At 70.7% G+C, this 12,116-nt stretch carries 10 protein-coding genes and 2 tRNA genes; 9 read left to right on the top strand and 3 right to left on the bottom strand.

The window, feature by feature from the left end; all coding sequences use genetic code 11:
* The first annotated feature begins 167 nt into the window (after window positions 1–167).
* Window positions 168–1,901 (top strand): putative bifunctional diguanylate cyclase/phosphodiesterase, encoded by a 1,734-nt coding sequence (locus ACLHRZ_RS17040; protein WP_490419279.1) that lies wholly within the window; start codon window positions 168–170, stop codon window positions 1,899–1,901.
* A gap of 57 nt (window positions 1,902–1,958) precedes the next feature.
* Here ACLHRZ_RS17040 and ACLHRZ_RS17035 read toward each other — a convergent pair whose 3' ends face one another.
* Window positions 1,959–3,089, bottom strand: a complete 1,131-nt coding sequence (locus ACLHRZ_RS17035) for an LLM class flavin-dependent oxidoreductase (protein ID WP_490419278.1) — start codon at window positions 3,087–3,089, stop codon at window positions 1,959–1,961.
* A gap of 290 nt (window positions 3,090–3,379) precedes the next feature.
* Here ACLHRZ_RS17035 and ACLHRZ_RS17030 point away from each other — a divergent pair, with 290 nt between their 5' ends.
* From ACLHRZ_RS17030 to ACLHRZ_RS17010, 5 genes are all read left to right on the top strand, one after another.
* Entirely contained in the window at window positions 3,380–4,138 is a 759-nt protein-coding gene (locus tag ACLHRZ_RS17030; protein ID WP_490419277.1) for an IclR family transcriptional regulator, read from the top strand.
* Window positions 4,139–4,214: 76 nt separating this feature from the next.
* A tRNA-Lys gene (locus ACLHRZ_RS17025) sits at window positions 4,215–4,288 on the top strand.
* A gap of 75 nt (window positions 4,289–4,363) precedes the next feature.
* Complete coding sequence (locus tag ACLHRZ_RS17020) at window positions 4,364–4,723, top strand: hypothetical protein (protein ID WP_490419276.1); 360 nt, start codon at window positions 4,364–4,366, stop codon at window positions 4,721–4,723.
* A gap of 89 nt (window positions 4,724–4,812) precedes the next feature.
* On the top strand, window positions 4,813–5,640 hold the full coding sequence (locus ACLHRZ_RS17015; protein WP_490419275.1) for a DsbA family protein: 828 nt from the start codon (window positions 4,813–4,815) through the stop codon (window positions 5,638–5,640).
* Window positions 5,637–6,461, top strand: coding sequence for a cytochrome c biogenesis CcdA family protein (locus ACLHRZ_RS17010; protein WP_490419274.1), 825 nt, complete (start codon window positions 5,637–5,639; stop codon window positions 6,459–6,461). The genes ACLHRZ_RS17015 and ACLHRZ_RS17010 overlap by 4 nt, the downstream gene beginning before the upstream one ends.
* A 45-nt stretch (window positions 6,462–6,506) precedes the next feature.
* Here ACLHRZ_RS17010 and ACLHRZ_RS17005 read toward each other — a convergent pair whose 3' ends face one another.
* Together ACLHRZ_RS17005 and ACLHRZ_RS17000 are read right to left on the bottom strand one after the other, a co-directional pair.
* A complete protein-coding gene (locus tag ACLHRZ_RS17005; RefSeq protein ID WP_490419273.1) occupies window positions 6,507–7,097 on the bottom strand; it encodes a lytic polysaccharide monooxygenase auxiliary activity family 9 protein in 591 nt (196 codons plus the stop codon).
* A 109-nt stretch (window positions 7,098–7,206) separates the two neighbouring features.
* Complete coding sequence (locus tag ACLHRZ_RS17000) at window positions 7,207–7,707, bottom strand: C40 family peptidase (RefSeq protein ID WP_490419272.1); 501 nt, start codon at window positions 7,705–7,707, stop codon at window positions 7,207–7,209.
* Window positions 7,708–7,902: 195 nt separating this feature from the next.
* Here ACLHRZ_RS17000 and ACLHRZ_RS16995 point away from each other — a divergent pair.
* The 3 genes from ACLHRZ_RS16995 to glxA all read left to right on the top strand — a co-directional run bounded on the left by ACLHRZ_RS16995 (window position 7,903) and on the right by glxA (window position 12,110).
* Window positions 7,903–7,976: transfer RNA gene (locus ACLHRZ_RS16995), tRNA-Lys, on the top strand.
* Between the two features lie 328 nt (window positions 7,977–8,304).
* Window positions 8,305–10,170: a glycosyltransferase family 2 protein gene (locus ACLHRZ_RS16990; RefSeq protein ID WP_490419271.1), complete on the top strand. Its 1,866-nt coding sequence runs from the start codon at window positions 8,305–8,307 to the stop codon at window positions 10,168–10,170.
* Window positions 10,167–12,110: a radical copper oxidase GlxA gene (glxA, locus tag ACLHRZ_RS16985; protein WP_490419270.1), complete on the top strand. Its 1,944-nt coding sequence runs from the start codon at window positions 10,167–10,169 to the stop codon at window positions 12,108–12,110. Before ACLHRZ_RS16990 ends, glxA begins: the two co-directional genes overlap by 4 nt.
* Window positions 12,111–12,116: the final 6 nt, after the last annotated feature.

Raw genomic sequence — 12,116 nt, 5'->3', positions numbered from 1 at the left:
CTGGAACGGGCCCTGCGCGGGCCCTATGATCGCCACATTTCCAGCACGGAAACCCCCCTACAGACGGCCATTCAGCCCTATTTCGACCACTCGTACGACCCACGCACACGATCCGAAGACCCCTGCACTCCAGCAGTGCGGACCCCGATGCCACGCGGGAGCGAGCGGTGAGCGGACCCCTCGACGGCCAGGGCGGCACCTCCGGCACCATGCCGCCAGTCGTCACGCAACGTAATCTGACCCCACAGGAGTTCCGGGCTGCCTTCCGGGCCGCGCACCTCGGCATGGCCGTCGTCGGCCGCGACGGCCTCGTACGCACCGCCAACGACGCGCTCGGCGTCCTGCTGGGCACCGACCCCGCCCGGCTCCAGGACTCCCCCGCCGCCGAGTTCACCGGCCTCCGCGACGACACCCGGACCTGGCTGAAGTACCGCGAGGTGCTGCTCGGCCGCCGCGACCGCCTGCACTGCACCCGGCGGTTGAGACAGTCCGGCGGACGGGGGCTGTGGGCCGAGGTGACCGTCACCCCGCTGCCCGAGAGCCACGACGCGCTGCTGTCGGTCGCGGACGTGAGCGACCGGCGCGACCTGCGGGCCCGGCTGCGGCACGTCCGGATGCACGACCCGGTGACCGGTCTGCCCAACCGGAGCCTGTTCTTCGAGCGGCTGGCCGGTGCGCTGGCCACCGCCGCGACCCTGCCGGGCGGGACGGGCCGGATCGGGCTGTGCTACCTCGACCTGGACGGCTTCAAGGCCGTCAACGACACCCTCGGCCACGACGCCGGCGACCGGCTGCTGACCGCCGTGGCCGGACGGCTCGCAGCCTGCGCGGCACCCGGCGGGCACCTCGTGGCCCGCCTCGGCGGCGACGAATTCGCCCTCCTGGTCGAGCAGTCCGCGGGCACCCAGCAGCTGATCGACCTCGCCGTGACCGTACAGACCGCGCTGCAGCGGCCGTTCGAGGCGGCCGGACAGCAGCTGTCGGTGTCGGCGAGCATCGGTGTGGTCGAGCGGCCGGCCGACGGGACGCACGCCACCGAGCTGATGCAGGCCGCCGACACCACGCTGTACTGGGCCAAGGCGGACGGCAAGGCCCGCTGGACCCTCTTCGACCCCGAGCGCAACGCCCACCGGATGAACCGGCAGGCGCTCTCCCGCACGCTGCGCCCCGCGGTCGAGCGAGGCGAGTTCGCGCTGCAGTACCAGCCGCTGGTGGGGCTGGCCGACGGCGCCGTACGGGGGGTGGAGGCCCTGGTGCGCTGGTGCCACCCGCAGTTCGGCACGCTCGGACCGAACCGGTTCATCGCGCTCGCGGAGGAGACCGGCGCCATCGTCCCCCTGGGCCGCTGGGTGCTGGCCACCGCCTGCCGGCAGGCCCGGCGCTGGCAGCTGGAACGGCCGGACGGACCGCCGCTGGTCGTCAGCGTCAACGTGGCGGTGCGTCAGGTGTGGGACTCCGACCTGGTCGCGGACGTGGCCGCGGCCCTCGCCGAGACCGGGCTGCCGCCGCACCTGCTGCAGCTGGAGCTCACCGAATCGGCCGTGATGGGCACGACCGGGCGGCCGCTGCAACAGCTGCGGGAGCTGAGCGACATGGGCGTCGCCATCGCCATCGACGACTTCGGGACGGGGTACTCCAACCTCGCCTACCTCAGCCGGCTGCCGGTGTCCGCGCTCAAGCTGGACGGCACGTTCGTGCACGGCCGCAATCCCGCGGACGAGGCGATCGTGGAGGCGTTGGTGCAGCTGGCGCACCGGTTGGGGCTGACGGTGACGGCGGAGTGTGTGGAGAGTGCCGAGCAGGCCGAACGCCTGGGGAGGATGGGGTGTGACACCGGGCAGGGGTGGTTCTACTCCCGGCCGGTGCCGGCCGAGAGGATCTCTGCGTTGCTCGGGGCCTGAGCGGTCGATGCGCGACTGCGGGCCGTCCGTGGCTGCTCGCGCAGTTCCCCGCGCCCCTTACGGGGCGGGGAAACCCGGCATTCCGTACGTATTCGCGATCAGTTCGAGGCTCTGCACCCGCGCCTCCGCGCTGTGCACGTTCGACGTGAGCATCAACTCGTCCGCGCCCGTCCTCCGTACCAGTGCGTTCAGGCCCTCCTTGACCTCATCCGCCGTTCCGTACACCACATTTCGCAGCCAGTCCGACACGAACTCCTTCTCCGCCGGGGCGTAGGCGTACGTCTCCGCCTCCTCCGGCGTGGGGACCAGGCCGGGGCGGCCCCTGCGCAGGCGGAGCATGGCCAGAGCGCCGGTCATGACCTGGCGGTGCGCCTCGCGGGCGTCGTCCGCGGCGAAGGCCTGGACGCCGATCTTGGCGTACGGGCGGTCCAGGACCTCGGACGGGCGGAAGGACTCGCGGTACAGCTCCAGCGCCGGAACCGTGTTCGCGGCGGAGAAGTGGTGTGCGAAGGAGAACGGCAGGCCGAGCAGTCCGGCCAGGCGGGCGCTGAAGCCCGAGGAGCCCAGCAGCCAGACGGACGGGCGGTCGGCGCGCTGCACCCCGCCGGGCACCCGGCCCTGGACCGGGCCCGGCACGGCGTGGATGCGGGCGTAGCGGTGGCCGTCGGGGAAGTCGTCGTCCAGGAAACGGGTGAGCTCGGAGAGCTGCTGGGGAAAGTCGTCGGCGCCCTCGTGCAACGTGGGGGCACCTCCCGTGCCGTCCAGGCTACGGGGGACCGTGCGGCGCAGGGCGGCCGCGGTCGCGCCGTCCGTGCCGGGGGCGCGGCCGAGACCGAGGTCGATGCGGCCGGGGGCGAGGGCCTGGAGGGTGCCGAACTGTTCGGCGATCACCAGCGGCGCGTGGTTGGGCAGCATCACCCCGCCGGAGCCGAGGCGGATGCGGTCGGTGTGGGCGGCGAGGTGGGCCAGGATGACGGCCGGCGAGGAGCTGGCCACCCCCGGCATGGAGTGGTGCTCCGCGACCCAGAAGCGGTGGTAGCCGCGGCGCTCGGCGAGGCGGGCCAGTTCGACCGTGGTGCCGAGCGCCTGCCGGGCGGTGCGGCCGCTGCCGACGGTCGCCAGGTCCAGTACGGACAGGGGGACGGGAGCGCTGCCGCGGGGCCGCGCCCGGATGGTTTCGTCCGTCACGCCCGTAACACCCTGAACGTTCTCCTGTGCCTCGGCCACGGTGGCCCGCCTCCCTGCGGTCGTCTCCGCGCGCATGTGCGCCGTCGCCGCAACCAACCGGAGCCGTTCTCCGGTTATTCCCGCGCGGCCGCCTACGACTGCGGCATATGCCAAGGTCCGACGGCCCGGGACAGGGGTACGGACCAAGCCGGGATTCTGCTCAACACCCTCTCCGTGCAGGCCCTTTCGCCCTTATCGTGGGGAGGGCGACAACCGGGGACACCCACAGGAAAAACCGCAAGGGGGAGACCGTGGCGCTCAGGCCCGACCCGACCGCACCGTTCCACTCGGTGCAGTACGCGCTGCGCGTGCTGGAGACCGTCGCCAAATACACCGGAGGCGTGAGCGAGGCACAGATCTCCCGCGAGACCGGGCTGCCCCGCGGACACCTCGCGCATCTCCTGCAGATGCTGCGCCACGAGGAGTACGTGGAGCGCACGGCCGACGGCGGCTACGTCACGGGCGACGCGGTGCCCCTGCTCACCGCCGGCCGCGACCGCACCAAGGCCCTGGAGGCCAGACTCCAGCGGTCGCTGACCGTGCTCCGCGACACGCTCGGCGCCGCCGTCTACCTGAGCAGCTACGTCGACGGTGAAATCAAGATCACCCAGTACGCGGACGGCCCGCGCACCCCCAAGGTCAACGAGTGGGTCGACTTCCGCTCCGCCGCCCACGCCATGGCGGCCGGAAAGTGCCTGCTCACCCAGCTCGACCACGACGACCGGCGCGACCACCTCGCGCGGCACCGCACCGCCCGGCTCACCTCCCGGACGATCACCAGCGAGAAGCTGCTCTTCCGCAGGCTCGACGCCCAGCCCGCCAGCGTCCCCGTGCTCGACCTCCAGGAGTACGCGCTCGGCACCGTCTGCGCCGCCGTGCCGATAACGGCAGGGCGCGCGGTGGGGTCCCTGGCGCTCTCGCTCCCGCTGGAGCATGCGCACCGGCTGCGCCAGGCGGCCGAGGCGCTCAACCGGCACGCGGCGCCGATGCTGCTGTCGATGGCCCTCTGAGCGGGGTCCGGAGGGGCTGCGGAACGGGTGGTTCAGAGCACCCGTTCGGACCGGGTAGTATTTATCTCGTCAGCAGGCGCCGCTAGCTCAGTTGGTTAGAGCAGCTGACTCTTAATCAGCGGGTCCGGGGTTCGAGTCCCTGGCGGCGCACAGACTGAAGAAGGCCCCTCGTTCCGGCGAGGGGCCTTCTTCGTTCAGGCGGAACGACACGAGAGGAGGAGGCAGATGCCGCACCGGTACCGCACGTCGGCGGTCTCCGTGCTCGTCCTCCTCCTCGCCGTCGTCTTCGGTCCGGCCCTCTGCGGAGCGACGGGCGCGCCCGTCCCGTCCACGGAGACGAGGACCGGCGCACAGGTGGCGTCCGCCACGACGGCCGGCTCCGGCAACGGCAGCTGCCGTCAGCAGCACATGCCGGTCAAGGGCGCCGAGGTCGCCGTCGCCCACGCCTCGGCCGACCCGCTCACCGCCTCCGGCACCGCGCGCACGCCCCTCCCCCAGGCGCGTGCGCCCAAGGCCACCGCGCCCCGCGCCCCGCCCGCGCCGGTCGCAGGCTGCTCCGAGCTGCTCCCCGTCCTACGGATCTAGGTCCGCCCCGCCACGGCCCGCTCCCCCGCGCGAGCGCCCGGCCGTGCTCCGGCATGCCCAGATTCCATACGTCCCAGGGAGCCCCGCTCATGTCCGCACGCCCGCCCAAGAACACCCAGAACACGAAGAACACCAAAAACGCCAGAAACACCAAGCCCGGCAAGCCTGCCAAGCCCTCCCGTCGCATCGCCGCCATCGGCGCGATCGTCGCCCTGGTCGTCGCGGTCGCCGCCGCCGGCATCGCGATCGGCAAGAGCACGGGCGGCTCCGGCACCCGCGAGCCCTCCGCCGCCTCCGCCGGGGCGAACGACCCGCAGCAGAAGGCCTACGACCAGTACGACAAGGCCACGGCCCGCCGCCAGGACGGCGACCCGCTCGCGCTCGGCAAGGCGGACGCCCCGGTCGTGCTCGTCGAGTACGCCGACTACCAGTGCTCCTTCTGCGGCCGCTTCACCCGGGAGACCCAGCCCGAGCTGATCAAGAAGTATGTGGACAGCGGCGTCCTGCGCATCGAGTTCCGCAACTTCCCGATCTTCGGTGACCCCTCCATGCGCGCCGCCCGCGCCTCCTGGGCCGCCGGGCAGCAGGGGAAGTTCCACGCCTTCCACGACGAGGTCTTCGCCAAGCTCCGCAAGGGCGATGCGCTCGCCGAGGACAAGCTCGTCGACATGGCCCGCACGGCCGGCGTCGCCGACCTCGACAAGTTCCGCACGGACATGAACGGCTCCGCCGCCGAGGCCTCGGTCAAGAAGGACCAGGAGCAGGGCTACGCCATCGGCGTGCAGAGCACCCCGTCCTTCCTGGTCAACGGCCGTCCGCTCGCGGGCGCGCAGCCGATGTCGGCCTTCGAGGACGCCATCGCGCAGGCCAAGGCGGCCAAGGAGGCACAGGCCGGCGACGGGAAGCCGGGCAAGTGAACGACATCGGCTACCTCGCCGCGTTCCTCGGCGGCGCCCTCGCCCTGCTGAGCCCGTGCAGCGCCCTGCTGCTGCCCGCGTTCTTCGCCTACTCGCTCGCCACCCCCGGCCGGCTGCTGGCCCGTACCGGCGTCTTCTACCTGGGGCTGGCCACCACGCTCGTGCCGCTCGGCGCGGCCTCCACCGCCGCGAGCCGGCTCTTCAACGGGCACCGCGACGTGCTGATCACGGCCGGCGGCTGGATCGTCGTGGCCCTGGGCGCCGCCCAGATCCTGGGCCTTGGCTTCGCCTCGAAGAAGGCCCAGGAGGCGGCCGGGAGGATCACGCCGCGCTCGGCGGCGTCGACGTTCCTGCTCGGCTGCGTCTACGGACTGGCCGGCTTCTGCGCCGGGCCGATCCTGGGCGCGGTGCTGACCGTGACGGCCGTGCACGGCAACCCGGTGTACGGGGCGTCGATGCTCGCCGTCTACGCCCTGGGCATGGCGCTGCCGCTGTTCGTCCTGGCCCTCTTCTGGGACCGCTACCGGCTCGGCAGCCGACGGTGGCTGCGCGGGCGGGAGTTCCGCGTGGGACGGCTGCGGCTGCACACGACGTCGCTGGTGTCGGGGCTGTTCTTCATCGGCATCGGCGTCCTGTTCCTTGTATACGACGGGACGACCGGGCTGCCCGGCATTCTGGACGCCGATCAGGAGTTCGGGCTGGAGGAGTTCGCCTCGAAGGTGGGCAACGCCGTGCCCGACTACGCCCTGCTGGCGGTGGTCGCGCTGGTGGTCGCGGGCATCCTGGCGCGGATCGCGCTGAAGCGCGACCCGGACGAGTGAGGCGCCGGGGGCGGACGGTCCGTTCCGCCCGCCCCCGGTGCCCGTTCAGAACTGGACGTCCGAACACGCGTAGAACGCGTTGCCGGTGTCCGCGATCGTCCAGACGGCGAGGATGAGCTGCTTGCCGGTCCTCCCCGCGGGGATGACGCCGTCGTGCGTGACGGTGGCGTCCGGGACCCGGCCGTCGTAGGGCACCGTGAGGAAGGGCTCGGGGTCGAGCTCGTCCCGGGTGAGCGGTTTGGTGGGGTCGTAGCTGCTGTTGGTGAGGTAGTAGCGGAAGTCGGTGGTGGCGTGGCGGGCGGTGAGCCGCCACCTGAAGGTGAAGCTCTGGCCCGCGGTGACCGGGGTGGCCGGCCAGTTCCCGCCGCGCGGGTCGTCGAGCTCGGCGAAGCGGCTGTTGCCGCCGGCACAGATCGTGCCGTCGGCCGGTCCGGCGTCCGGGAAGCCCTTGGGGCCCTCGACGCTCTGCGGCTCCCACTGGATCGCGCCGCAGTTCTGGACGGTGCCGTCGGCGCAGAACGCCTGGCGGCTGGTGGGCGCGTCGGTGTAGCCGTGGCCGACGGCGCTGCCGGTGGAGAGGGCGGAGACGCAGGCGATGCCTAAGCCGATGATCACCGCACTGATCTTTTTGCGCATGCTGAGCACTCCTCGAACGTGGGGGGTTCGTGAGTCGTGTGGGATGAGCGGTCCAGACCAATACGGAGGCTAGTACCAGCCAATAGTCATGTCCAGGCCAAGCACAGGCTCACCTGGCCACCGGACGGCCGTAGAGGTTCGGGCTGTAGCGGGAGAAGGCCGAGATCCGCACATTCGTGCCCGGCCGGGCCGCCTCGATGTAGCGGCCCCCGCCCAGGTAGACCCCGACGTGATGGATGCCGGACGCCCGGCCGTCGGAGGACCAGAAGACCAGGTCGCCGCGGCGCAGCGCCTTGCGCGAGATCCGCGCCGACGCCCGGTACTGGTCGGCCGCGACCCGCGGCAGCCGGACGCCCGCCCGGCGGTAGGCCTGCTGGACCAGCCCCGAGCAGTCCCAGCGGTGCGGGCCGTCGCCCCCGAGGGCGTAGGCGTCGCCCACATGACTCATCGCGAAGGCCACCGCGGGCTCCAGCCCGCGCGCTCCCGCGCCCGCCTCCGCGCCCGACTCCGCCGCGGCGTCCTCGTTCGCCGCGGGGTCGGGGGGATCCGCCAGGGCCCCCGGGACCGCAGCGGCCGTACCGACGATCACCGCGGCCCCGACAACCGCCACCAGGGCTCCCCGCAGGGCGCATCGCCCCTGGTGGGCAGGGTGATCGTCGTCAGGTATCCCGTCGGGCATCTCCTCGCTGCCTTTCCTGCGACAAACCGCAGATCAATAGCTATTACGACACAAATAGCTGAATACGGCCTGCCGGAGTGGTCGGAAGCATCCTCCGGCGTCCTGTAAAGTTTTCTCTGTCAGCAGGCGCCGCTAGCTCAGTTGGTTAGAGCAGCTGACTCTTAATCAGCGGGTCCGGGGTTCGAGTCCCTGGCGGCGCACGCGAGACTCGGGGCTCCTCACCATCGGTGAGGAGCCCCGAGTCGTTTCCGGCCATCTGTGCGTGCCACGCTTCTGCATGTTCGTGCGTTTCTCTGTTCGACCGTACCGCTTTGCCCGGTAACCACCTTGTTTCACCCTTGCGATCATGACTGACGGTCCGAGATCCTGACCTCACAGCAACACCCCCAATATCACTGTCTGACCAGTGAGTTGGGTGGTGCCGGAGGGAGCCGGCACCGACGCACGCCCGCGCTCGGTCAAGGGGGGCCGGCCGGGCCCGTGAACTGCAGCGCACACGCAGTCAGCATGCGTGCGGGGGGACGATTCATGACATCTACGCCTGCCGACTCCAGGCACCAGGAGACACCGCCGAAAGCGATCCCGCGCGTGCGGGTCCCCGTTCCGACCACTCCGGCCACCGCGCCCGACGCCCGGCGGCCCACCACCGGAGCGGTCGTCCCGGCGCCGGCCCGCCGCCACCCGGGACGGACCCGCCCGCGCTACGACTACGAGCACTACAGCCGCCTCGCCGGCCCGCTGACCCAGCCCCCCGAGGGCGTCCCGTACCGGGTCCGCTACCGCAGCCTGCTGGCCGACGAGCCGCACCGGATCAAGGCAGCGCTGCTGCTGGGCGCCGCCCCGGTCGTCTCGCTGGCCCTCCTGGTGTGGCTGATGCAGCCCGCGCACTGGACCCAGCGGGACCACCCCACCCCGCTCATGCGGACGCTGGACACGGTGATGCTGGTGTCGATCGGCCTGATCGAGCTGTTCCGCACCCTGAACGTCACGTCCAACGCGCACGCCACCCTGGTGGCCCGCGATCCGATACCCGTAGTGCCGCAGACCGGCACCAAGGTCGCCTTCCTCACCTCGTTCGTGCCCGGCAAGGAGCCGATCGCGATGGTGACGCGCACCCTGGAGGCGGCGGTCCGGGTGCGCCACCGCGGCCCGCTCGACGTCTGGCTGCTGGACGAGGGCGACGACCCCGAGGTGAAGGACGTCTGCAAACGCCTCGGAGTGCACCACTTCACGCGCAAGGGCGTGGAGAGGTGGAACCGGCCGAAGGGCCCGCACCGCGCAAGAACCAAACACGGGAACTACAACGCCTGGCTGGACGCCCACGGGGAGCATTACGACTTCTTCGCCTCCGTGGACACCGACCACGTGCCGCTGCCCAACTTCCTGGAGCGCATGCTCGGTTATTTCCGTGACCCGGATGTCGCCTTTGTCGTTGGACCGCAGGTGTACGGGAACTACGACGCGGCCGTCACCAAGGCCGCGGAAAGCCAGCAGTTCCTCTTCCACGCCCTCATCCAGCGCGCGGGCAACCGCTACGGCACCCCCATGTTCGTCGGCACCAACAACGTCGTACGCATCAGCGCGCTCAAGGGGATCGGCGGGCTCTACGACTCGATCACCGAGGACATGGCCACGGGATTCGAGCTGCACCGCCACCGCAATCCCGCCACGGGCAGAAAGTGGCGCTCGGTCTACACCCCCGACGTCCTCGCCGTGGGAGAGGGGCCGAACGCCTGGACGGATTTCTTCACCCAGCAGCTGCGCTGGTCCCGGGGCACCTACGAGACCATCCTCAAGCAGTACTGGAAGGGGCCCTTCACGCTGCCCCCCGGCCCGTTCCTGAACTACACGCTGATGGTTATCTACTATCCGATGACCGCGATCAACTGGATGCTCGGCGCCCTGAGTTGCGCCCTCTTCCTCGGGCTCGGTGCATCCGGCATCCAGATCGATTCCGAGGTCTGGATGATGCTCTACAGCGATGCGGCCGCCCTGCAGATCGGCCTCTACATCTGGAACCGCCGACACAACGTCTCCCCGCACGAGCCCGAGGGCTCCGGCGGGCTGGCCGGGATGGCGATGTCCGCGCTCTCCGCCCCGATCTACGCACGCTCGCTGACCGATGCGGTGCTGCGCCGCAAGAGCCGGTTCGTGGTCACCCCGAAGGGCGACTCGGCCAGCCCCGACACCCTCTTCGGCACCTTCCGCATCCACCTGTTCTTCCTGGCGATCTTCGGCGGTTCGCTGGTGGCCTCCTTCTTCCTCGGCCACACCCATGTGGCCATGCGCACCTGGGCCGCCCTCGCCGTACTGATCACCGTGGCACCGATCGCCGCCTGGGCCTGGACCCTGCGCCGCACGCCCGAGCAGCCCGAGGGGGCGCAGCAGTCATGAGATACCGGTTCAGCCGCCGCACCCGCCGCACGGCGATCGGCGCGGTGGTCGTCTGTGCCCTGGCGGGCATGAACGGCCCGGCGATCTGGGGATACGCGTCCGACCAGTACTACGCCTACAAAATCAACAAGCCCGAGTACAAGGCGAAGAACGGCCACTGGGACGAGGTGTCCGTCCCCAAGGAGTACCGGATCAACACGATCCACGCCGCCCTGCTGCACACGGGGAAGGTGCTGCTGGTCGCCGGCTCCGGCAACAACGCCGCCAATTTCAAGGCGAAGTCCTTCCGCTCGGTCCTGTGGGACCCGAAGGCGAACACCTTCAAGAACATCCCCACCCCGAAGGACCTCTTCTGCTCCGGGCACACCCAACTGCCCGACGGAAACCTCCTGGTGGCCGGCGGCACCCAGCGCTACGAGAAGCTGGAGGGCGACGTCACCAAGGCCGGCGGCCTGATGATCGTCCACAACGAGAACCCCGACAAGCCGATGACGTTCCCCGCCGGGACGCGGTTCTCCGGCAGGACGAGCCACAAGACCTTCGAGTCGAAGGACCCCCTTCTCGTCCCGCGCGCCAAGAAGGAGCAGGACAAGGACGGCAAGGTGACCGTCACCGGCAGCACCGCGCGCGTCTACGTGGAGGCCCTGGAAAAGGGCCAGGAATACGCGACGGGGACCACGGAGAACTACCGCATCGAGGGCCTGAGCGGCACCGACGCGCAGAACTTCTACGGGATCGCCAACAAGCTCTCCTTCGACAAGAAGGATTTCCAGGGCATCAAGGACGCCTACGAGTTCGACCCGGTGGCAGAGCGCTACATCACGGTCGACCCGATGAACGAGGCCCGCTGGTATCCCACGCTCACCACGCTCCAGGACGGCAAGGTCCTCTCCGTCTCCGGCCTGGACGAGATCGGCCAGGTCGTCCCCGGGAAGAACGAGGTCTACGACCCGAAGACGAAGAAGTGGACCTACCTGCCCACGCAGCGGTTCTTCCCCACCTATCCCGCCCTGTTCCTCACCGACAAGGGCCGGATCTTCTACACCGGTTCCAACGCCGGATACGGCCCGGCCGACGAGGGCCGCGCGCCGGGCCTCTGGGACGTGCAGACCAACCGGTTCACCGAGGTGCCCGGCATCAGCGACCCCGACATCCTGGAGACCTCGATGTCGGTGCTGCTGCCGCCCGCGCAGGACCAGCGCTACATGGTGCTGGGCGGCGGAGGCGTCGGCGAGGACCGCAAGTCCACGGCGAAGACCCGGATCGTCGACCTGCACGACGCCGCGCCGCGCTTCCACGACGGCCCCGACCTCTACTCCAAGGTCCGGTACCCCAGCAGCGTCATCCTGCCCGACGACACGGTGCTGACCACGAACGGCTCCGGCGGCTACCGGGGCCGCAGCGACTCCAACGTGCTCAAGGCCGAGGTCTACGACCCGAAGAGCAACTCCACCCGCCCGGTGGCCGATCCGCTCGTGGGGCGCAACTACCACTCGGGCGCGCTGCTGCTGCCCGACGGCCGGGTGATGACCTTCGGCTCCGACTCGCTCTTCGGCGACGCGGACAACACCCGGCCCGGCACCTTCCAGCAGGAGATCGACCTCTACACGCCGCCGTACCTGTTCCGCAGCGGCCGCCCCGAGATCAAGGACGGGGACACGCGGACGGTCGGCCTCGGCGAGGACACGAGCTACCGGACCTCCGGCGAGGTCGCCAAGGTGCGGCTGATCCGGCCGGGTTCGTTCACCCACGTCACCAACGTGGAACAGCGGTCGGTCGCCCTGGACTTCACGAAGACCAAGGACGGCGTGAAGGTCACCCTCCCCAAGGACCCGTCCCTGGTGCCGCCCGGCTGGTACATGCTGGACGTGGTCGACGGCCAGGGCACGCCGTCCGAAGCGGTGTGGCTGAAGGTCCCCGCCAAGGACGACGGCCAGTAGAACCGC

The organism is Streptomyces sp. AM25 (genome assembly GCF_058146165.1).
Note: the sequence above shows the minus strand (reverse complement) of the source record. Positions and strands in the feature narration are given on the sequence as shown.